The 20,681-nt window shown below is 35.0% G+C and carries 19 protein-coding genes and 5 pseudogenes; 22 read left to right on the top strand and 2 right to left on the bottom strand.

Annotated elements, in window-relative coordinates; genetic code table 11:
• Positions 1 to 23 precede the first annotated feature (23 nt).
• The 11 genes from EsVE80_RS07330 (at position 24) to EsVE80_RS07280 (ending at position 8,106) form a co-directional block, all read left to right on the top strand.
• Entirely contained in the window at positions 24 to 359 is a 336-nt protein-coding gene (locus tag EsVE80_RS07330; protein WP_173103134.1) for a MerR family transcriptional regulator, read from the top strand.
• Between the two features lie 83 nt (positions 360 to 442).
• Complete coding sequence (locus tag EsVE80_RS07325) at positions 443 to 763, top strand: carboxymuconolactone decarboxylase family protein (protein ID WP_173103133.1); 321 nt, start codon at positions 443 to 445, stop codon at positions 761 to 763.
• A 29-nt stretch (positions 764 to 792) separates the two neighbouring features.
• Positions 793 to 1,218 carry a MerR family transcriptional regulator gene (locus EsVE80_RS07320; protein WP_173103132.1) on the top strand — a complete coding sequence of 142 codons (426 nt, stop codon included), beginning with the start codon at positions 793 to 795 and terminating at the stop codon, positions 1,216 to 1,218.
• A gap of 120 nt (positions 1,219 to 1,338) precedes the next feature.
• Positions 1,339 to 1,977, top strand: coding sequence for an NAD(P)H-binding protein (locus EsVE80_RS07315; RefSeq protein WP_173103131.1), 639 nt, complete (start codon positions 1,339 to 1,341; stop codon positions 1,975 to 1,977).
• A gap of 31 nt (positions 1,978 to 2,008) precedes the next feature.
• Positions 2,009 to 2,701, top strand: coding sequence for a flavodoxin (locus tag EsVE80_RS07310; protein WP_173103130.1), 693 nt, complete (start codon positions 2,009 to 2,011; stop codon positions 2,699 to 2,701).
• A 14-nt stretch (positions 2,702 to 2,715) separates the two neighbouring features.
• A complete protein-coding gene (locus EsVE80_RS07305; protein WP_173103129.1) occupies positions 2,716 to 3,123 on the top strand; it encodes a cupin domain-containing protein in 408 nt (135 codons plus the stop codon).
• A gap of 103 nt (positions 3,124 to 3,226) precedes the next feature.
• On the top strand, positions 3,227 to 4,360 hold the full coding sequence (locus EsVE80_RS07300; protein ID WP_173103128.1) for an oxidoreductase: 1,134 nt from the start codon (positions 3,227 to 3,229) through the stop codon (positions 4,358 to 4,360).
• Positions 4,361 to 4,424: 64 nt separating this feature from the next.
• Positions 4,425 to 5,393 (top strand): alpha/beta hydrolase, encoded by a 969-nt coding sequence (locus tag EsVE80_RS07295; RefSeq protein ID WP_173103127.1) that lies wholly within the window; start codon positions 4,425 to 4,427, stop codon positions 5,391 to 5,393.
• 81 nt (positions 5,394 to 5,474) lie between these two features.
• Positions 5,475 to 6,215 carry an SDR family oxidoreductase gene (locus tag EsVE80_RS07290; protein ID WP_173103126.1) on the top strand — a complete coding sequence of 247 codons (741 nt, stop codon included), beginning with the start codon at positions 5,475 to 5,477 and terminating at the stop codon, positions 6,213 to 6,215.
• Positions 6,216 to 6,459: 244 nt separating this feature from the next.
• Positions 6,460 to 7,500: a zinc-dependent alcohol dehydrogenase family protein gene (locus EsVE80_RS07285; RefSeq protein ID WP_173103125.1), complete on the top strand. Its 1,041-nt coding sequence runs from the start codon at positions 6,460 to 6,462 to the stop codon at positions 7,498 to 7,500.
• A 177-nt stretch (positions 7,501 to 7,677) separates the two neighbouring features.
• Positions 7,678 to 8,106 (top strand): MerR family transcriptional regulator, encoded by a 429-nt coding sequence (locus EsVE80_RS07280; RefSeq protein ID WP_173103124.1) that lies wholly within the window; start codon positions 7,678 to 7,680, stop codon positions 8,104 to 8,106.
• A 107-nt stretch (positions 8,107 to 8,213) separates the two neighbouring features.
• Here EsVE80_RS07280 and EsVE80_RS07275 read toward each other — a convergent pair whose 3' ends face one another.
• Positions 8,214 to 8,672: a flavodoxin family protein gene (locus EsVE80_RS07275; protein ID WP_173103123.1), complete on the bottom strand. Its 459-nt coding sequence runs from the start codon at positions 8,670 to 8,672 to the stop codon at positions 8,214 to 8,216.
• Between the two features lie 265 nt (positions 8,673 to 8,937).
• Here EsVE80_RS07275 and EsVE80_RS07270 point away from each other — a divergent pair, with 265 nt between their 5' ends.
• The 7 genes and pseudogenes from EsVE80_RS07270 (at position 8,938) to EsVE80_RS07240 (ending at position 13,365) form a co-directional block, all read left to right on the top strand.
• Positions 8,938 to 9,255, top strand: coding sequence for a carboxymuconolactone decarboxylase family protein (locus tag EsVE80_RS07270; RefSeq protein WP_173103122.1), 318 nt, complete (start codon positions 8,938 to 8,940; stop codon positions 9,253 to 9,255).
• 49 nt (positions 9,256 to 9,304) lie between these two features.
• Positions 9,305 to 9,889 carry a TMEM175 family protein gene (locus EsVE80_RS07265; protein WP_173103121.1) on the top strand — a complete coding sequence of 195 codons (585 nt, stop codon included), beginning with the start codon at positions 9,305 to 9,307 and terminating at the stop codon, positions 9,887 to 9,889.
• Positions 9,890 to 10,150: 261 nt separating this feature from the next.
• Positions 10,151 to 10,554: pseudogene (locus EsVE80_RS07260) on the top strand (sigma-70 family RNA polymerase sigma factor).
• A gap of 53 nt (positions 10,555 to 10,607) precedes the next feature.
• Positions 10,608 to 10,823 (top strand): annotated as a pseudogene (locus EsVE80_RS07255) (C40 family peptidase); the annotation flags it as partial.
• A gap of 17 nt (positions 10,824 to 10,840) precedes the next feature.
• Positions 10,841 to 11,703 (top strand): annotated as a pseudogene (locus EsVE80_RS07250) (conjugal transfer protein).
• A 287-nt stretch (positions 11,704 to 11,990) separates the two neighbouring features.
• A pseudogene (locus EsVE80_RS07245) lies at positions 11,991 to 12,643 on the top strand (hypothetical protein); the annotation flags it as partial.
• Between the two features lie 18 nt (positions 12,644 to 12,661).
• A pseudogene (locus EsVE80_RS07240) lies at positions 12,662 to 13,365 on the top strand (ABC transporter ATP-binding protein).
• A 226-nt stretch (positions 13,366 to 13,591) separates the two neighbouring features.
• Here EsVE80_RS07240 and EsVE80_RS07235 read toward each other — a convergent pair.
• Positions 13,592 to 14,764, bottom strand: a complete 1,173-nt coding sequence (locus EsVE80_RS07235; RefSeq protein ID WP_173103120.1) for a helix-turn-helix transcriptional regulator — start codon at positions 14,762 to 14,764, stop codon at positions 13,592 to 13,594.
• Positions 14,765 to 14,866: 102 nt separating this feature from the next.
• Between EsVE80_RS07235 and EsVE80_RS07230 the strand changes: the two genes are divergently transcribed.
• The 4 genes from EsVE80_RS07230 to EsVE80_RS07215 are packed head-to-tail and all read left to right on the top strand — an operon-like array spanning position 14,867 to position 20,670.
• Positions 14,867 to 17,101: a glycoside hydrolase family 3 N-terminal domain-containing protein gene (locus EsVE80_RS07230; protein WP_173103119.1), complete on the top strand. Its 2,235-nt coding sequence runs from the start codon at positions 14,867 to 14,869 to the stop codon at positions 17,099 to 17,101.
• Positions 17,089 to 18,423 carry a PTS sugar transporter subunit IIC gene (locus EsVE80_RS07225; RefSeq protein ID WP_173103118.1) on the top strand — a complete coding sequence of 445 codons (1,335 nt, stop codon included), beginning with the start codon at positions 17,089 to 17,091 and terminating at the stop codon, positions 18,421 to 18,423. The genes EsVE80_RS07230 and EsVE80_RS07225 overlap by 13 nt, the downstream gene beginning before the upstream one ends.
• A 21-nt stretch (positions 18,424 to 18,444) precedes the next feature.
• Positions 18,445 to 19,320, top strand: coding sequence for an ROK family protein (locus tag EsVE80_RS07220; RefSeq protein WP_173103117.1), 876 nt, complete (start codon positions 18,445 to 18,447; stop codon positions 19,318 to 19,320).
• Positions 19,321 to 20,670 carry a glycoside hydrolase family 1 protein gene (locus EsVE80_RS07215; RefSeq protein WP_173103116.1) on the top strand — a complete coding sequence of 450 codons (1,350 nt, stop codon included), beginning with the start codon at positions 19,321 to 19,323 and terminating at the stop codon, positions 20,668 to 20,670.
• The last annotated feature ends 11 nt before the right edge of the window (positions 20,671 to 20,681 follow it).

Raw genomic sequence — 20,681 nt, 5'->3', positions numbered from 1 at the left:
AAAATTCTAAGGGGATCCTGCTTATGAATATATCAGAAGTAAGCAAAGCTGTGGGTGTTCCGCAAGAAACATTGAGATATTACGAAAAAATCGCAATACTTCCGAAGATTGATCGGTCAAAAGGGGGCTTACGTAAATATAAGCAAAGTGATTTAGAATGGATAAGCTTTGTAAAAACCATGCGCACTGTAGGAACTCCTATCGACTCTTTAAAGGAGTACTATGATTGTTGCAATAAGGGCAATATTTCAGAATGTAAAGCATTTATTGAATTTCAGAAGAATGAATTAGAGCTTAAAAGAAATGAAATTGAAACTGCTTTAACAATTTTAAATGAAAAAATCAAAATCTATGAATAAAAAATAGCGTCACAATCTGTTGACTTAGAGTTAACTCTAAGGTGTAGACTAAAACTGTAATCTAAATTAGGGAGGAATAAATAATGGCAAAAAAACAAACAGCTGGTAGAGATAATTTGGGTGAATTTGCTCCAAAATTTGCAGAAATTAATGATGACGTTCTTTTTGGTGAAGTATGGTCTCGAGAAGATGAGTTATCACCAAAACTAAGAAGCATGATTACCATTTCTGCTTTACTATCTGGCGGAAACTTTGAGCAGCTAAGCGCGCATTTAAGACTAGGAAAAGAACATGGAATTACTAAAGATGAAGTCTCTGAAATCATTACTCATCTAGCGTTTTATTGCGGATGGCCAAAAGCATGGAGTGCTTTTAATTTAGCTAAGGAAATATATGCAGATTAGATGGGTCAGTCAATTTGGAGGGAGAGCTTATGGAATATAGAATTGGTGAATTTTCTAAGCTTACAGGTTTCTCCGAACATACATTGAGATTTTACGAAAAAAAGGGACTTGTCTCTCCACGGAGAAATGAGAGTAACTTAAGGCTGTATTCAGAAGACGATGTAATTTGGATGGAATTTTTTTCTCATATGAAAAATACGGGAATGTCTATTGAAGACTTGGTTCGATATACTCGATTACGAAAAGAACACGTTGAAGGTAATTTACAAGAATTAATGACAATTCTTGTAGAACATAGGAAAAAGGTCTTTGAACAGTACAAAATGTATGAGAATAATTTACAGTTGCTAGATAAGAAGATAGCTATTTATCAAGAACAGTTAGAAAGAAAACATGGGAAAGATTTATTTGATAGTTATTACGAAAAAGTAACTCACAATAAAATGTCTGACTAATGAGTCCCTTCATATATTTTTTAAAAATCATTTTGTAAATGACAATGAGGAAATTCATTTAAAAAGTAGCAATCAAAATAGTACGCAAAAACAAAAATTTCTGTAATGGAGGATTTAGTAATGAAAGTAATGATACTAGGGGCAGCGGGACAAATCGGTAAAATGGTCACAAATGATTTATTGACTCAGACTGATTTTGATCTAGTTTTGTATGGGCGAAATGTTTCTAAACGTTTGAGTTTTGAAGACAACAGTAGAGTTGAGTTAGTCGATGGAACATTTGAAGAACTTGATAAAATTCGTGAAAACTTGGTTGATGTGGATGCTGTGTATTTAAGTTACGTAGGTGGAGATAGCCTAGTAAAACCGTTGATTAAAGTATTTGAAGACGCAAAAATCAAGAGATTTATTGCGGCAAGTGTTCCTGATATTTATGAGGAAATTGAAGGGAAATTTCAACAATGGTATCGAGCTAATACCGGAATTATGTGGAATTCAGAATATCGTAAAGCGGCAGATGCTATTGAAAATAGTAGTTTGGATTATATTATTTTACGAATTACATGGTTATACAATGAACCAGGAAATACGAATGTACATTTGACAAAAAAAGGAGAACCTTTTACCGAAGCTCAAGTGACACGGGAAGCTGTATCTCAAGTTGTCACCGATCTGTTAACAGGCAAACTAGACTATCATCGGGAAAGTCTAGGTGTTGGAGAACCAGATACAGAATGGGCTAAACCTAGTTTTTATTAATAAACTAAAAAAATGAATATTGGAGGCTTTCATGAAAAAAACTTTAATAACTCTTTTTTTACCAACCCTGTTAATTTTAGGCGCATGCAGTAGTGATAATGAACGAGCAATTGAGGAAAATTCTTCAAATGATGCCATAGAGAGTTCGATAACTACTACTTCTGAGGTTAAAAATCCAGAAGGGGATGGAAAAGCATTAGTTGCGTATTTTTCTCTTCCGGTCGGAGATGATTTAGATGTTACTACTGGTGCAAGCGTTATGGAAGCAAATGGAGAATATCTAGGATTAACACAGCAAACGGCAAACTGGATTTCAGAAGAGTTAAAGGCTGATACTTTTCGAATTCAAGCGGACAAATCTTATCCTACAGACATTGATGATTTATTGGATGTTGCTGCAGAAGAGAAAAGCAATAATGATCGGCCAAGTTTAGCCTCTAAAATCACCAATTTGGATCAGTATGACACAATTTACCTTGGATACCCAATCTGGAACGCTGATTTTCCAATGGCTTTCTATACATTTTTAGAAAGTTATGATTTTTCAGGGAAACGCATTGTACCATTTAGTACCCATGGAGGAAGTGGACTAGCTGGAACAGTTGGTATTCTAGAAGATGAGTTATCGAATTCTGAAGTGGTCTCGAACGCCTTAAGTATTTCACGAAATAATGTTGCGGACTCTAGACAAGAAGTTATAGATTGGGTGGACGAAGTTAAATAGAAGGAGACTTTGACATGGAACTAAATACTAACGTAAAAGAGGGAATTATTTTTCCTCTTGGAGATGAAAATGAAGCGTATGCAAAATATTTTATAGGGAAAAGTTTTGTAGCTGGATTAGTAAATGACCCTGAAATTAATGTAGGTGTGGCAAATGTTTCTTTTGAACCTGGATGTCGAAACAATTGGCATAAACATTTGAATGGTTATCAAATTCTCTTAGTTACAGGCGGTGAAGGTTGGTATCAGGAAGAAGGCCAATCTCCACAGAAATTGACTCCAGGGGATGTTATTGTTACTCACGAGGGAGTGAAGCACTGGCATGGAGCAACTAAAGAGAGCTGGTTCTCGCATATTGCGATTACAGCGGGTACAGCTGAATGGCTAGAACCTGTAAGAGACGAAGTTTATAACGCCCTTTAGTAATCATGATTAATACTTTATGAATTCTGTTCTTTCTTAGAATTCATAAAGTATTTTTAGTAGATTGAAAATAATAAAAAGTTGAATAATTGGAGTGAACAGTATGTCTTTTGATAAAATTTTTGATTCTTTAACTTTACCAAATGGTGTTAAGCTTTCAAATCGTTTAATGATGGCACCAATGTGTGATGATTCAGCAAATCAAGGAAAAGTAACTGCACAACAATTGTCATATATGAAATCAAGAGCTACCAATGTTGGAATCGCCGTTACTGGTTATGCATATGTTAATGATCACGGGATTCAAGTAGAGGGACAATTAAGTGCTTCACAAGATAGTGATATTGACGGACTAAGTAAGCTTGCAAAAGCGATAAAATCTTCGGGAGCCAAGGCAATTCTACAACTGTCTCATGCGGGACGGGAATCTGGAATTTCTGCAAAAAATGGGAAGATGATCTATGGTCCATCAAAAATGGTATTTCCTTGGTTAGATTATGAGGTTCAAGAAATGTCATTGAAGGATATAGAGAATTTGATGGAAGATTTCAAACTTGCTACAAGAAGGGCGATTAAAGCTGGATTTGACGGTGTTGAGATCCATAATTGTAATCATGATTTATTACAGCAATTCTTTTCAGAATATTCAAATCATAGGGAGGACGAATGGGGAGGAAGCTTAACAAAAAGAATGCGACTTCCTCTAACAGTATTGAGAGCAGTAAAAGATGAGATTTCTTATTTCAGTGATGAGAATTTTATTTTAGGCTGGCGTATTAGTCCGGAAGAGATTCATGGAGAGAACATAGGTTATCTAGTGGGGGATATGCTCGAACAAACGAGACATGCAATTGAGATTGGGATAGATTATTTAAATGTATCGCTTTCTGGTGGATTGAATTACGATCTAGATTCTAAACCTCAGGGGTATGAAAAAAGTTTTGCTGAACTATTTAAAGAATTAACTGATGATAACTGTCTTCTTTATATTGGAGCCCATGTTCATCAACCAGAAGATATTATGAAGGTGATCAACGAGACCGACGGCGTTTATATTGGACGAGCACTATTACTTGATGCTAATTTTACAAAAAAAATTCGTGAAGATAGAACAGATGAGATTATTGCTTCCATATCACGTGAGCAACTGACGCAACTAGGCCTGCCTGATCGATTAGTAAAAAACTACTTACAACCTGACCAGTATCAAAAAGGAATACCTTTGCCTGGCTTATAAAAATGAATTTTTAGAAACTATCGGAGCTTCATAAGTCTGATGACATTATTAATTGGGAGGTTGCATGAAAAGAACTCTTGTCCCCATTTCCATATTTATTATGTTGTTTGTTGTAATTGGTATTGCTTTTTTTAATAATTTGAGCATAACGAGTAGCAAGGAACCAGTTAAGAACCAAAATCTGATAGAAGATAGATTAAATAATGCAATATCTGAAAAACATAAAAAAACATTGAGTAGAGAACGAATGGGTAGTGTCGAACAGATAACGTATCAAACTACCTTTGAAAAAAGAGAATATGAAAAAAAAGCATTGGTATACTTACCTGCGGAGTATAAAAAAACTAAAAATAAAAAAAGATATGATGTTTTGTATTTAATGCATGGTTGGAATATGGGACCGGAAGATTTTTTGGGAGATGTTGATAAAAATCAACCCATTCTTTGGTGCTCAATGATAGACAATCTGATTGATTCCGGCAAAATTGATCCTGTAATTGTTGTGGCACCAAGTTACTATCCAAATCGATCTATGATTACTGGAAACTGGAACGATGATATCCCATTAAACGAACGGTTTGCAAAGACTGAACTAATTACGGATCTTATGCCATTAATTGCAAATCGATATCACACGTACGCAAAAAACGGCAATCAGAATGAACTGAAAAGAGCTAGAAATCACCATGCATTTGGAGGCTTTTCTATGGGGAGTGCAACATCTTGGTTTGTCTTTCAACACGATTTAGAGTATTTTAGATACTTTATGCCAATGGCTGGACCAAATTATAGTGATTCTTCAGTTATGAACCATGCCGTAGAAAAATTGGGATTAGATACTCAAGATTTTCTAATCAGCGCATCAGTAGGAGAGTCTGATGGTACGAAAACTTCTATGGAAAGAACAATAGCGGAACTTAACGATGAAGCAAGTTTCAATAATACTAATCTTAAATATTTCGTAGCTAAAGGTGGCCACGATGAAGAATCATTTGTCGATCAGTCGTTTAGATCATTACAAATATTTTTTTAAAAAAAAGAATCATTTCTCTTGCCTTAGAGTTAGGTCTAGGGTGTAAGTTATCATCATATCAATAGGAAAGAGAGTGTTACTATGTCTAAAAAAGTTATCGTTATTACAGGAGCATCAAGTGGAATTGGAGAAGCGACAGCCAAGCTTCTTGCCTCACAAGGAAATCAAATTGTTCTTGGAGCCCGAAGAGAATCGCGCTTAAAAGAAATTGCAGAAGATATTAAAGCATTAGGTGGTGAAGCTGTCTATCAGGTAACAGATGTCGTGAATTTGGATTCTGTTAAAGAGTTAGCTAAAAAAGCGATGGATACTTTTGGTCGTATAGATGTTTGGATGAATAACGCTGGCTTAATGCCACAATCACTTTTGTCTGATGGAAAAGTTGAAGATTGGGATCGAATGATTGATGTTAATCAAAAAGGAGTTCTATACGGTATCAATGCTAGCCTTGACATTATGCGTAATCAAAAATCTGGTCATTATGTTAATACATCTTCAGTTGCAGGACATATTGTTGGACCAGGCTCTTCCGTTTACAGTGCAACAAAGCATGCAGTATTGGCAATTAGTGAAGGCTTAAGACAAGAAGAAGCTCAAGCTGGAAGTAACATTCGTGTTACTGTAATCTCTCCAGGAGCAATTGCAACTGAATTAACAAATTCAATTACGGATGAAGCAGTTCGAAAAGGAACAGAACAATTTTATAATGAATTTGCGATCTCACCAGATCGAGTTGCTGAATCAATTGCTTTTGCAGTTAATGCTCCTGCTGATGCAGCAATTAATGAAATCATTATTCGTCCAAGTAGACAAGTAATGTAATTGCTAAAGAATTATGAGTATGTGAACAAAAATAGTAATTTCAAAATTTTTTATCAAAAACTATTTATTTCATATAAGCTGATTGTTGTAGAAGTATATTGAGAATTCCTTTTGGTAGTAATAACTAAAAGGAACTATATTCGATAGAGATAGATAACTAGTTGAGTTGAAAGACTAGTTGTCTATCTTTTGCGATTCATATCATAGTGGCTATTAAAATTTAATAACTAAGGAGGTCTTCTTTTTGAAAGTTGCTGTTTTTGTAGAACCAGGAAAAGTGGAAATTCAAGATAGAGAGAAACCAACCATCAAGAAGCCAACAGATGCAATTATTCGAATTGTACGTGCTAGCGTTTGTGGGTCAGACTTGTGGTGGTTTCGTGGGATATCACCTCGTAAAGAAAATACTACTGTGGGACATGAGGCGATAGGAGTTGTTGAACAAGTAGGTAGTTCTGTTACAAATGTAAAGGTTGGTGATTTTGTAATTGCTCCTTTTACCCATGGATGTGGACATTGTGCAGCTTGTTTAGCTGGATTTGATGGTAATTGTATGAATAGAGAATCTGGCGAGAATGGTGGCTATCAAGGTGAATATTTGCGCTTCATCAACGCAGATTGGGCACTAGTTAAAATTCCTGGTCAACCAGAAGACTATTCAGAAGATATGCTAGATTCCTTTGTAACTTTAGCTGACGTGATGGCAACGGGGTATCATGCTGCTGCTAGTGCAGAAGTAAAAACAGGCGATGTAGTAGTAGTACTTGGCGATGGGGCAGTTGGTTTATGCGGAGTGATTGCTTCAAAACTTCTTGGTGCGAAACGAATTATTACTATGAGTAGGCACGAAGATCGAGCTCAACTAGCTCGCGAGTTTGGAGCTACAGATATTATTGCAGAACGTGGCGATAAGGCGGTTGAGAAAGTAAAGGAATTGACAAATGGTGCCAGCGCAGATGCGATACTTGAATGCGTCGGAACTGATCAGTCAGTGGATACTGCAATTAAATGTGGACGTCCGGGAACGATTGTTGGCCGTGTAGGTGTACCTCAAAAGGAAGAAATGAATACCAATAACCTGTTTTGGAGCAATATTGGATTACGAGGCGGCATAGCTAATGTTACTACGTACAACCGTGAAATACTTTTAAAGGCTGTTTTAGAAGGAAAGATTCAACCTGGAAAGGTTTTTACGAAGCACTTTAATCTAGAAAATATTCAAGATGCATACGAAGCGATGGATAAACGAAAAGCCATTAAGTCATTAGTAGTTGTTTCAAATTAAAAGAACCCAAGAAAAAATAGAATTACACGGTGTTGTAGGTTCAATATTCCAGAATTATAATTATCATATTAGATGATATCTGAAAAAAGCATTATTAAACATTGATTTATACTCATTACTTGCCTTTTAGTAAACTTCAAGGATTAGAATAGATGTGAAAGAACAGGGGGGATAAAATTGAATATTAAACAAGCAGCAGAAATGTTCGATCTCACTGTGGATACTCTGAGATATTACGAACGAGTAGGTGTTATACCACCGGTTACAAGAAACGCCGTTGGGTACCGAGATTATACTAATCGAGATTTAAATTGGATTTATTTGGCAAAAAATTTACGTTTAGCAGGTTTATCTGTAGAGTCGTTAATTGAATTTTGTGCACTCTCTCAAAAAAGAGAGACAGAGGATGTTGCCGATGCACAAAAATCAATTCTTTTTGATCAATTGAACGAACTAGATGAAAAAATATCAGAAATGGAAAAAGTTAGAAACTTACTCCAATATAAAATTGATACGTATGATGATCACTTAGCTAAATTTAAATCTGGTGAATTAAATGATAGCAATGTTGAAAAAATGTGGGAGAGAAACTACGAAAAACAATAACGTGTGTGCTGTTATTGATTTAATGAAAAAAATTGAAAAAAACTTTAAAAATAGAATAAAGGAAAAGGATAGTTACTATCAATTAAAGTAACTATCCTTTTCCTTTTTTAAAGAATTATTTTTTTTGCTTGTTTTTCATTGGTAATACACTGCTTATAATTCATATTAAAACGATCCGCAAGATGTTGAAAAACATTGATAATTGAAGGTGCCACATCTTCTGGAGGAAATGCTCCCTGAACAATCAGGTATAAGTTAGAGTCAGTGAATGGAGCACTTGGGTTTTCAGGATTTCCTTCACGGTTTCCTAACCGATCAACAAAAGCTTTTAAGTGGCCACTCATAGAATACCAATAAACAGGCGTACCAATTACTAAGTTATCCGATCCACTTAATATCTCTAATACTTTTTCAAGTTCATCATTTGTCGAAACACGTCCTAACTGATCGATTTGAAAATCTACCAAGTTAATTACTTGATAAGGTTGTTCTTTAAATATCTCCGTTGCAAGTTTTGCTGTGCGACCATGTCTATTGATACTCGCATTTATAAAAGTATTTTTCATGAAATCACTCCTAATTTTTTATAGATTTAGTTTAATCTATGGAGTCCACTCTATAGCAAGAAAAATGATTAAAGTTCTTGCCTTGGAGTTCAGTCCAAAGTATATAGTTAAAGTAGAAATCGCGTTGGATTGAATTTCTTTGGTAGGATGTGGGAGTCAATTTATAGGTTATTATGTTGTATTTTGCTTTTTCAGAGCACATTCATGTAAGCAAAATGAAATTTTAAACAAAACATACTGTTTGATATATTGAAAGGAAAACGAAATGGAAAAAATAATTATTGATCAAGATAGATTCGAACTTTTTGATTCAAATTTTAATGAACTAGAACTTGAGACTATAATAATGGATACCTCTCTTAAAAAGCAGGAATTAGATTTACATACAAAAATCTTAACGATAATTTCTGCCCTCATTTCGGCAGAAAATTTTGAAGAGCTGGAGATACAACTGATATTAGCAAAAAAGAATGGGGTACCTGTAGAGAAAGTTTTTGAAGTTATTACTCAAGTTGGTTTCTATTGTAGTTGGCCAAGTGCTTTGAAAGCCTTTAGCTTAACAAAAAAAGTCTACAAGTCATAAAAAAAACAGTTACAAAAGTAAGTGAGTATGAAAAGGTGGAAAATGGAAAATGGAAAAAGACCGTATTGCGGCATTTACAGATGCTGTTCTAGCAATTATTATGACAATCCTAATACTTGAGTTAGAAAAACCTAAAGTTCTATCCTTATCAGGAATTTGGGACTTACGGGAAAATTTTTTCTCCTATACTTTGTCATTTTTCTGGCTTGGACTAATGTGGCTGACTCACCACAATAATTGGCAATCTATAAAAAAGGTAAGTAATAGTACAGTTGTCTATACTTTAATTTTGCTATTTTTCTCCTCTTTTTTTCCATATACAACTAGTATTGTTTCATCAAATTTCTACAATAAGACGGCACAGACAATGTATGGAGTTATCGTTATAGGTGTTACCTTGAGTAATATAATGATTTCTAAGTCGTTAAATAAGGTAAATGAAAATGTCGGTTTTGGTTTACTATATGCTACCCCGAATAATATGACTATATTAGACTTGTCAATAAAAATACTAGGGCTAGTTTTAACTGTGGGTGTTTACCCACCAGCGATGATTTACGCTATCTTTATTGATATTGCCGTGATGGCCGTGGCAACATATAAAGCAAGTAGAAAGAGATACCGTACAATTTAAATATGATAAATACTATCAGAGTGGCTAGTAGTTTATATTGAAAAATAATTGATGGGTTAATAGATGAAAGGTATTAACAATTAAAAATAGTTAGGTGGTTGACTTTGTTTGTGAGGCGTATAGACAATTTTTGTCTGTATGCCTTTTTTATTTTGAAAAAATTTTAGCTTTTTCGAAAAATGCTCTCTCTCAGATTGTAGTAATAATGGAAAGGGATAGAAGTAAAACGAGTTGAATGATTTTTTTGAGGAGGAGAATTTTATGGGCGACTCAGAGGAAACCCACATTCGACACACGTTTGATAGTTTTTGTAAGAAAGTAGTTCATAATGAAGCTCTAACATTCAAAAGGAATACGTTATGTTTACCCAACGTCAAATCTCAATGGAAATATTGGAACAAAAAGGATTGGGTACAGAGCTCTATTATTTGGAACCAAATTTGAATAGTAGCGCCAGTTTTATTGTTCTAGGTATAAAAGTCTTTATTTCAAGCGACGAGTTAGCAAAGGCGATTGCAGCATTACCTCTTCTAAGACAAGAAATCATTTTGATGTCCTTTTTCATCGACCTCAATGATTGGGAAATTGATGAGGCCGATGAAGTATGGATTTGCAGTCTATGGGTAATTTCTGAGATGAATATTGATTGTAGTGGTCTTATCTAGTAACTGCTGGTTATGGAAAATTTAGCTTGGAGCCCTCGCAATTCACAAAGAACCACTATGATGCTAGGACCCATATTGATTTAAAAGATGCCAAACCAGGTGATTTGATTTTCTTTCATTCAACTTATGATGCAGGTACTTATGTGACCCATGTGGGCATTTATGCAGGAGAGAATCGTATGTATCATGCAGGAGATCCAGTGGAATGGACGAATCTAACGGAAAACTATTGGCAGCAACATCTTATCGGAGCTGGTCGATACAAATAAGAGAAAAGAGGAAAAACATGAAAATCAAAATTGAACGGAATCAAAAGCAAAAGACCTCAAAAAAGAAGAAAGAACGAGTCGTTTCCGTGGGCAAGAATCGAAAAATGGTGCTTGTCCTTTGGCTTTTATTGTCTTGTAATATTGCTTTTGGCATCTACAAAAATTTCACCGCTATTGATCAATATAGGACTCATGAAAAAGTGGTTGTGAAGGAAAAGGTAGTGAATACTTCTGGCGTTGAAAGTTTTGCGAAGGATTTTGCGAAAGAATATTTTTCATGGAAGAATAATAAAGAAGAAATTGAAAAGAGAATGAGTACTCTTGGGCAGATATTCCTACTAGTTCAGAAGTTCAATCAGTAAAAATTCTAGACGTTGAGAAGAGCTCGGAGGAATTTGTCGTTTCGTTTTTAGTGGAGCAAAAGATTATGGAGGGAAAAAAGGCCCAATCGATTTCTTCTGCATATCGAGTGACAATCTTTGAAGATGAAAATGGGAATCATATTGTAACGACTTTGCCTACCATGATTGCAAAACCAGAAAAGGCACACTATGAGGCAAAACAAGTAGAAAATGATTCAGAAATTGATGCTAAAACAACAGAAGAAATTACTGAGTTTTTAGAGGCTTTTTTCAAGTTTTATCCATCAGCATCCGAAAAAGAACTTGAATACTATATTGAAAATGATACGTTGAGACCACTTGATCCTAACTTGAAATTTATGGAATTAGTGAATCCTATTTATAAGAAAAATGGGAAAGGGTTTCAAATTAATGTTGGAATAAAGTATTTAAATGTAGTTGAAAAGGTAACAAACATTTACCAATATCAGTTGAGGTTAATTAAGAATGGAAATTGGAGGATTATTGCTTCATACTAATTTTTTTCAGCTAAAACGCTCTTTTTGATAGCAAATGAAGAGTATCGTCAATGGTATGCTGTGATTAATGTACATGGAAAGGGACTCGGTACGAACCAAAAATTAGATGAATATTGGCTAATAGGTAAACTTTCAAGATGACTATAGAGCGGGAAAAATGAAAAATTAAACAACAAGCGCCAATGAACACAAAATCTTTTATTCCAGTGGCTGTACTTTAAATGAAACTTAACTCCAATTAATTTGTGAAATAGCTTTTGATTCGTGAGGCGTTGCAGGAGGAACAATGGTTGTTGCTGATTGTCGCCATGAATTTTTTGATTCGTCTTTATTTATCCAAATGGTAAAGATGGTTGCGCAGCTGCCATCGATTACCAAACATCCGTTGATTCGTTCTGCTTTTTATGATTTGCAGTTCCATCAAGAAAATATGATCAAGCTAATTCGCCCAGTTAGTGTTATTGCCCTGCTGATTGGGAATTTTATTGCTTTATTTTTAAATACAAAAATGTTAGTAGACGGTAGAAATGACGAAAGTGCGATTTACGATTTGATTGTTAGTCTAGTTTTTGTTTTTGGTGCACCAATTTTGATTAGCTTGGCGAATATTGTCACTTCGATTAGTCTTTTCAAGATGAAAACGCAAAAAGAAGCAGATCACTACTTTTTTACCGGGTGTACGCCAAGTTGGATTTTTGAACTCAAATTGACGGAAATCGGCACGGCTGCGATTCTTTCGATTATCATTACTTTTTTAGGAACACTTTTATTTGCTATTCCGTTGTTAAGGGTTGCCTTTTTAGGTGGCGGTGATATTTTCCGAGCAAATTGGACAGTAAATATTTTATTGACGCTGGGGATATTTTCCCTGTCTTTCCTTTGTTTTGCACCGATTTATTGGTTGGAAAAGGTTAGGATAAAAGCTTATGTCAATGGATAGGAAAGTAGAGGGATCATGATGAATGAAGTTATTGTGGTAAAAAACCTAAAAAAGGAAATTGAATTGGCAAAGGGAAATTTGTTAGAGGTTTTAAGTGATATTTCTTTTGAGATAAAGCGAGGAGAATTTGTATCGATCGTGGGTCCTTCAGGTTCGGGAAAATCAACTTTACGGTATTGTATATCTAGTTTATTGCCACCTACTGAAGGGAAGTGCTAATTAAGGGAAAATCTCCTTATGAATGGAGTGCTTCAAAACTAGCAAAGTTTCGACGGTAAGAAATTGGCTTTATTTTTCAGGATTATCAATTGATACCATCGCTATCAGCCTTTGATAACTTGATGTTACCAGGTATCTTGAACGGACGAAAAATTGAAAAATCCTCCGTGGAAGCAATCGCAACACGGCTTGAGTTGAAAGCAGAACTCAATCAGCCAATTGACGCACTTTCAGGTGGTGAACAGCAACGAGTGGCTATTGCACGAACTATTTTAGCTGACCCGGAGATTATTTTTTTAGATGAACCAACCAGCGCTTTGGATACCCATTCACGTAAGTTGACAATGGATTTATTTCATGAATTGGTGGGTCAAGGAAAAACGATTATTATGGTGACTCATGATTTGGGACTTGCTGAGAAAACATCCCGAACAATTGTGATGAGAGATGGAAAAATTGAAAGAGATATCCAATTACCACAATTTAACACTGTTATAAAATAAAGGTTGTTACTTCTTTCAGTGATGAACTAGCCTTTGAATGTTGTAAAATCATTTACCGAAAAACGCACGTAAAACAGGAAGAATTTCTAAGAAAGCCTTTTTGTTTAAAACCTCACGTTTGTCTAACCAAAAAGTATTGAATATATTATAGTCATGATATTCACTTAGAAAACTTCTTTCTATCAAAAAAAGATAAGAAGTTTTCTCATGCGATGCATTATTGATTTTAAAAAATATCATAGAAATGCTTATTTTTAAATTCAGAAGGTGTTTCTTTTTCAAAACGTTTAAACACTTGAATAAAATGACTTTGATTTGAAAAATGAAGGAGCGTGGCTATTTCTTTGTAGCTTTTATCTGTGAAAAGCAAAAGAAACTTGGCCTCGGCTATTTTTTTTTGATTGATATATGCGTGAACGGTTTGTCCTAAAGCGTTTTTGAATTGGGTGTTTATATGTGTAGGATGTTTTTGAACTGATTGAGCCAAATCACTAATTGTTATACGCTCATAAATATGTGTGTCAATATAATTTAGTAGGTCTTTAACTAGGCTACTTATTTCTGAATAAGGAAAGTCATGTATAAGTTCCATAAATAAGAAAGATGTTTCTTTAATATGTGCCATACATTCCGATACGGTATGGATGTTTTGTAGTTTTTGAATTAATGAATCAGACAAACTGTATGCTTGGCTAATAGGGACACCTTCGCTGACACTTACTCTTGTTAAGATTGTAATGAGTCCAGAATATTTGTATTTCAAATTTTCAATTTTATTGAGCGAAAGCTTAGAATTATAGGTATGATTCATTTTTTTAAATAGCCATTCGATTTTTTCGGGTTCATTCCTTCTTACGGCTTCTATATATCTTCTTTCAAACTCAAACGAGTCTAAAAAAGGATCTTCAAATCGCCGATTGTATAAATTGTTCGTTAAAATTGTTTCTGTATGGATCCCGTCTCTGCGATTTCTATATATCCATTTATGCTGACGGTTAGAAGCTATCTGGCCATTTAGTAAGGCATACAATAATTCCACAAACTCAATAAAAGCTTGTTGGCTTTCTTTTGAATAATGGATACCCGCCAAATATTGATGGTCATGAAAAGTAAAAGTATCGCGTTTCGTTCCTAAAATGCCACAAGGTCCAACTAAGACTAAACAAGTTCCATAATCGGGTAAATCACAGGTAAAATTACCAAAAAAATAGTCACTATCTTCATAGAAGAAAATATTATCTTGAGGTGGAGGATTTAAGTAATCTTCATTAAGATAATCAGTTGTCCAGGTAGAATTTTGAGGGATGATTACTTGCCCGTTTTCGGTAATAAGGAACAAAGGAATCAGATATTTATGATAAAGGCGTTTCAAAACTAACGAGAGAGCTTCGAAATTCATGCGATTCTCCTTTTTTAGTATAAAATCTTTTATTTTAGTATATCTTAGTATGAAATCTCTATATAATCAACCTGAAATTTAAAACGTTTACAGGAGGGTTAGATGGAGAAAAAAAAATTAAAAGAGCTATTTAATTCACTAACTATCGACGCTAAAATCTCTCAGCTGATTCAGTTAAATGGAGATATCTTTGTTGAAAGTGGTGTAATGAACACAGGGCCAGTAAAAGACTTAGGTTTCAAAAAAGAACCAAACTTTTATGAAATAGGATCAATTTATAATGTAAATGATCATCAGAAATTATATCAGATTCAAAAAGATGTCTTAAAAAATAGCACATATAAAATACCTCTGTTGTTCATGTCAGATATTATTTATGGATTTCGAACAGTTTTTCCTATTCCTTTAGCTCAAGCTGGTTCCTATGATTTTGATTTAATCAAACAAGCAGCTGAAATCTCAGCAAAAGAAAGTTATCGAAATGGTATTCATGTTGTTTTCTCTCCAATGCTTGATTTAGTGCGTGATCCACGATGGGGAAGAGTGATGGAATCACCTGGTGAAGATGTTTATACAAGTAAACAGTTTGCTAAAAGTGTGGTAAAAGGCTATCAAGGTGAGGATGATACCTATCTGAAAGAAGACCATGTTGCAGCATGTATTAAACATTTTGCAGCCTATGGAGCTCCCGAAAGTGGTCGCGAGTACAATCAAGTGGAATTATCAAATCAAAAATTATTCAATGAATATCTGCAGCCCTATCAAGCTGCGGTAGATGCAAAATGTGAATTGGTTATGACTGCATTCAATTTATTAAATGGTGTTCCAGCAACAGGTAATCAATGGTTGAATGAGACCGTATTAAGAGAAAGATTTGGCTTTCGTGGTGTATTAGTATCCGATTATGCTGCCATTGCAGAATTGGCGCCCCATGGATATGCCAAAGATGCTAAAGATGCGGCAAAAAAAGGATTACTGGCAGGGGTGGATCTGGATATGATGACGTCGACCTACGCTAACGCATTGCCAGAGTTAGTGAAAGAAGCGGAATTTGCCCAACGATTAGATAATGCGGTGTGGCGTATTCTAGTTTTGAAAAATAAATTAGGCTTGTTCGAAAATCCCTTTAGAGGATTAAAACAGGAAAATACAGGTGAAGTTTTAACCACAGAGTCAAAGAAAATTGCAACAACACTAGTTGAAAAAAGTTGTGTCCTCTTAAAAAATAAAGCATTACTTCCATTAGATCCAGATACAAAGCAAAAAATTGCTGTTATAGGACCTTATGCGGAAAGCCACTTTACATTAGGCTTTTGGGCATCTGTCAGTGGTAGATCTTCTGATGTATACACGCTTAAATCCGGTCTTTTAGAGCAATTTGATAAGGAACAATTATATTTTTCAAGGGGGTTTAATTTATACGAAAACTACGAGCCATTCGGGCCATTGAAAGATATGTTTGAGCAATTAAACGGTCCGATTGAAGATGAAGGTTATCTTTTGGAACAGTCGCTAGAACAAGCAAAAAAATCAGACGTCATTCTTTTAACGCTTGGTGAACAATTCTTAGAAAGTGGAGAAGGGGCTTCAAAAAGCAATCTTCATTTACCTGAAAAACAAATTCGACTAATTAAGATGTTATCAAGATTGAACAAGCCCATAATTGCATTATTATATACCGGACGGCCTTTAGTATTAACAGAAGTAGAAAAATATTTTGATAGTTTGCTAGTGGTATGGTTTCCAGGGGTAATGGGAGGAAAAGGGATTACGAATCTTTTAACTGGGAAAGCGAATCCTTCAGCGAGATTATCAATGTCTTTTCCAAGAAGCGAAGGGCAAATCCCTGTGTATTATGCCCATACTTCTACCGGTCGCCCGCTAGCAAATAGTACTCATACAGAACGTTTTGTTTCAAAATATATTGACGAATCAAATGACCCACTATTTTCTTTTGGATCAGGCCTAAGCTATACAAGCGCTGAAGGTCACTGGCTATCCATTGAAGAAAGTGAAGAAAAGCTTCATTGTCATTTTGAGGTACAGAATTTAAATGATTCTGAAGGTTGGCTCACTGCGCAAATTTATTTGCTTAATTATGCTGCTGAAATTGTTCAACCTGTTAAACGGCTAGTTGCCACACAGCATTTTCTATTAAAAGCAAAAGAACAACAAGAGTTGGCAGCTGATATTTCAAAAGAAGATTTAGGTTTTTTTGATAATAATGGCGAGTTCCATCTGAATAAAGGCGAGTATGTTTTTCAACTAGATATATTGGGGCAAAAAGAAAATCATTCAATAATAATAACTAAAGGAGTATCATCATGGAAAAATTAGAATCTTTTTTAGGAAATAAACTGTTACCGCTAACACAAAAATTGCAACAAAATAAAGTCTTGAGTGCTTTGATGGAAGGATTTATTAGAACGAGTCCTTTAACATTGGGCATTGCATTGCTGACAATCATAGGAAACTTTCCTGTTCCGGGCTGGATTGATTACTTAACCAAAATTGGTATTTACCAACACGTAGAAGCTATTACTAACGGCGTAACCGGTGTGTTCTCGCTGTATGTTGTTTATAGCTTAGCATTTTCCTATGCTAAACAGTTAAAGACAAACGAACGAAATGCAGCTTTAATCTCATTAGCAAGTTTTATCATGCTTATGCCACAACAAATCATGACAACTGTGACACAAAATGGTGAGGCAACACAACAAGCAATTGGTGCTTTGAAATTAGATTATCTTGGCGGACAAGGGCTATTTATTGGCATGTTAGTTGCTCTACTGGTTACCCGTTTTTATGCCTTTTTATCAAAGAAAAATCTGATGATCAAATTACCAGACAGTGTACCACCAATGGTCACGCAATCACTTGCTCCAGTATTTGTAGTAACAATTATTTTTACATTAGTTTTTTGTCTTCGCGTAGTGTTTGGTTATACTGCTTCAGGAAGTATTTTTCAATTCTTTATTGATGTAATTAATGCACCGTTAAACTCTTTGGTGGCAAGTCCAATTTCAATCATCATTATCATGGAACTACTGGCAGTATTATGGTTTTTTGGAATTCATAATGCCGTGTTACAAGGACCACTAGGTGCTATTAGTATGACTATGATTGTTGGAAACATGACGGCTTTTCAAAGTGGTGAAAAATTACCTTATTTATTACCATCTGTTATTTATATGGGCATGTATGCGGCCGGTTTTATGGGATTCGTCACATTTTTCATGATTCGTTGTCAATCAGCCAAAATGAAGCAACTTGGGAAACTTTCGTTTATTCCGTCAATCTTTAATATTACTGAGCCCTTGATGTTTGGGATGCCGATTATCTTAAACCCTATTTTCTTTATTCCGCAAGTATTTACACAATTAATTGCAGGTTTTGTAACCTGGGGACTAACAAGTACGATTTTGCCGATTTCCCTTAATCCAACAATGTCGTTATTGCCTTGGACAACACCAACTTTTATAAAAATGCCATTTGCTGGTGGTTTAAATTATACAATTTTGATGCTTATTTGTTTAGGTATTGGAATCGTGATGTGGTATCCCTTCATTAAAATTGCAGATAAAAAAGAATATGAATTAGAACTAGCATTAGAAAAAAATGGAACAAAAATTGAAAAGAAAGATGAAATGGAAGCATAAAGATTTTGAGGTAAAGATAAGATGAAAACATTAAGCATTGATATTGGAGGAACAACTATTAAATCAGCAGTAATCGATAATGGACAACTATTTGATAAAAAAAGTTTTCCCACATCTAAAAACTTAGCTGAATTAGCAGAGCTACTTCAAACTTTGATTAAGAACTATCAGAATAACGAGTCCTTTGAAAAGGTTGCTTTGGCTGTGCCAGGAGCTGTTTTAGAAACTGGCATTGTAAAATTTGGTGGGGCGGTCACTTACTTGAATCAAGTTGATTTAATCTCACTTGTTCAGTCTTTTTTTCCAGGAAAAGTTGTTGTCGAAAATGATGCTAAGGCGGCTACTCTTGGAGAGATGAAAAGAGGAAATTTACAGGGGGTAGAAAATGCAGCTGCGCTCATTTTAGGAACGGGCGTTGGGTTAGGTATTGTTATCAATGGAAAATTATACAAAGGCGAACATAGGCAAGCTGGAGAAATTAGCTTTTTGGTGCGGGATCGTCAAATAGTAGGGATAGATTCATTTGTTGGTTCAGGTCTTTCGGCAGTCGCTTTAATTGCGAAACTTGCAAAAGTATTAGAAGTACCAAAAGATGGAAAACTGGTTTTTGATGAACTAAAGAAAAATACAAATCCTGAAGCTGAAGAAATATTAAATGCGTATTGCCAAGAAATTGCACTCCTTTGTTTTAATCTACAAACAATCTTGGATTTAGAAAAAATCGTGATTGGTGGAGGAATTAGTCAGCAGAAGAGCCTTATCGATAAAATTCAAATGAATTATAAACAATTATTCTTGGTTTCACCACTAATTGAACAAACGTTAAGTAAGATCTCAATTGAAGCGGCAAAATTTAAGGCAGATGCAAATCTGTTTGGGGCAGCGGAGGTAAAGTAGATGAAAGAAAATTTTTTATGGGGCGCATCAACCAGTGCTTATCAAGTAGAAGGGGCCTGGAATGAAGCGGGCAAAGGGCCATCTGTTCAAGATGTCAAAGAAATTCCAGAAGGAACAACGGATTTCAAAGTTGCAGTTGATCATTATCATCGCTTTAAAGAGGATGTGCAATTGTTTAAAGAGCTTGGTCTTAAGGCGTACCGATTTTCTATTTCGTGGAGTCGAGTGATGCCAAATGGTCAGGTCAATGAACAAGGTATTGCGTTTTATGAAGCTTTAATCGATGAATTAATAAGCCAGGGGATTAAACCAATTGTCACCGTTTTTCATTTTGATCTGCCTGTGTATGTGGAAAAAAAAGGAGGGTGGGAAAATCGTGAGACGATAACTGAATTTTCAAAGTATTGTCAGTTATTGTTTGAACGCTTTGGCGAAAAAATTCCTTATTGGCAAACAATCAACGAGCAAAATGTGATGGCACTTGCAGGCTCTGTAATTGGTACAAGTAAAAAATCAATGAAAGAAAAATTCCAAGAAAACCATCATATGTTAGTAGCTCAAGCTTTAGTGACAAAATATTTTCATGAGCAAGATTATGCAGGGAAAATCGGACCAGCACCTAATATTGCCAGTGTTTATCCCGCTACAGATAAGCCAGAAGATCAATTGGCAGCTTTTTACATGAGTGCTTTACGAAATTGGCTGTTTTTAGATGTTGCGGTTTATGGAACTTACAACCACAACGCCTGGCATCTATTAGAAACGATTGGTGCTGCTCCTAAAATTACAAAAGAAGATCAAGCCATCTTGGCTTCTGGTACTTGTGATTATATAGCTATCAATTATTATAATACGATGACTGTTTCTGCTTATTATGAAAAAGAAAATAAAATTGATCAACAGTCAGGATTTGGAATACCAGGTTTTTTTCAATCGGTAGAAAATAAGCATTTACCTTTAACTGAATTTGGTTGGCCTATTGATCCAAAAGGGTTTCGCTTTACCTTAAATGAAATCTATTCTCGATATCGCTTACCTGTATTGATTACGGAAAATGGCATTGGTGCCAAGGATACCCTAACAATTGATGGGAAAATTCATGATAAGTACCGAATTGATTACTTACAAGAGCATATCAAACAAATGGAACTGGCAGAAAAAGACGGCGTTGAAATTATTGGATATTGTCCTTGGAGCGCGCTTGATCTGATTAGTACACACGAAGGCATTGAAAAACGGTATGGTTTTATTTACGTTAATCGAACCGAAACGTCCTTGTTAGATTTAGCACGTTACAAAAAAGATAGTTTTTATTGGTATAAAAAAATAATTGAAACAAATGGTTTGTAAATCTTGAAGTT

Origin of the sequence: Enterococcus saigonensis (assembly GCF_011397115.1) — a bacterium.
Lineage (GTDB): Bacteria > Bacillota > Bacilli > Lactobacillales > Enterococcaceae > Enterococcus_C > Enterococcus_C saigonensis.
The sequence above is the reverse complement of the archived record's forward strand: the minus strand, read 5'-3'. Positions and strand labels throughout refer to the sequence as shown.

Bases quoted from the DNA above. Each gene is read 5' to 3' on its own strand.
- EsVE80_RS07330 (WP_173103134.1), top strand. From the start codon at position 24: ATGAATATATCAGAAGTAAGCAAAGCTGTGGGTGTTCCGCAAGAAACA.
- EsVE80_RS07325 (WP_173103133.1), top strand. From the start codon at position 443: ATGGCAAAAAAACAAACAGCTGGTAGAGATAATTTGGGTGAATTTGCT.
- EsVE80_RS07320 (WP_173103132.1), top strand. From the start codon at position 793: ATGGAATATAGAATTGGTGAATTTTCTAAGCTTACAGGTTTCTCCGAA.
- EsVE80_RS07315 (WP_173103131.1), top strand. From the start codon at position 1,339: ATGAAAGTAATGATACTAGGGGCAGCGGGACAAATCGGTAAAATGGTC.
- EsVE80_RS07310 (WP_173103130.1), top strand. From the start codon at position 2,009: ATGAAAAAAACTTTAATAACTCTTTTTTTACCAACCCTGTTAATTTTA.
- EsVE80_RS07305 (WP_173103129.1), top strand. From the start codon at position 2,716: ATGGAACTAAATACTAACGTAAAAGAGGGAATTATTTTTCCTCTTGGA.
- EsVE80_RS07300 (WP_173103128.1), top strand. From the start codon at position 3,227: ATGTCTTTTGATAAAATTTTTGATTCTTTAACTTTACCAAATGGTGTT.
- EsVE80_RS07295 (WP_173103127.1), top strand. From the start codon at position 4,425: ATGAAAAGAACTCTTGTCCCCATTTCCATATTTATTATGTTGTTTGTT.
- EsVE80_RS07290 (WP_173103126.1), top strand. From the start codon at position 5,475: ATGTCTAAAAAAGTTATCGTTATTACAGGAGCATCAAGTGGAATTGGA.
- EsVE80_RS07275 (WP_173103123.1), bottom strand. From the start codon at position 8,672: ATGAAAAATACTTTTATAAATGCGAGTATCAATAGACATGGTCGCACA.
- EsVE80_RS07270 (WP_173103122.1), top strand. From the start codon at position 8,938: ATGGAAAAAATAATTATTGATCAAGATAGATTCGAACTTTTTGATTCA.
- EsVE80_RS07265 (WP_173103121.1), top strand. From the start codon at position 9,305: ATGGAAAAAGACCGTATTGCGGCATTTACAGATGCTGTTCTAGCAATT.
- EsVE80_RS07235 (WP_173103120.1), bottom strand. From the start codon at position 14,764: ATGAATTTCGAAGCTCTCTCGTTAGTTTTGAAACGCCTTTATCATAAA.
- EsVE80_RS07230 (WP_173103119.1), top strand. From the start codon at position 14,867: ATGGAGAAAAAAAAATTAAAAGAGCTATTTAATTCACTAACTATCGAC.
- EsVE80_RS07225 (WP_173103118.1), top strand. From the start codon at position 17,089: ATGGAAAAATTAGAATCTTTTTTAGGAAATAAACTGTTACCGCTAACA.
- EsVE80_RS07220 (WP_173103117.1), top strand. From the start codon at position 18,445: ATGAAAACATTAAGCATTGATATTGGAGGAACAACTATTAAATCAGCA.
- EsVE80_RS07215 (WP_173103116.1), top strand. From the start codon at position 19,321: ATGAAAGAAAATTTTTTATGGGGCGCATCAACCAGTGCTTATCAAGTA.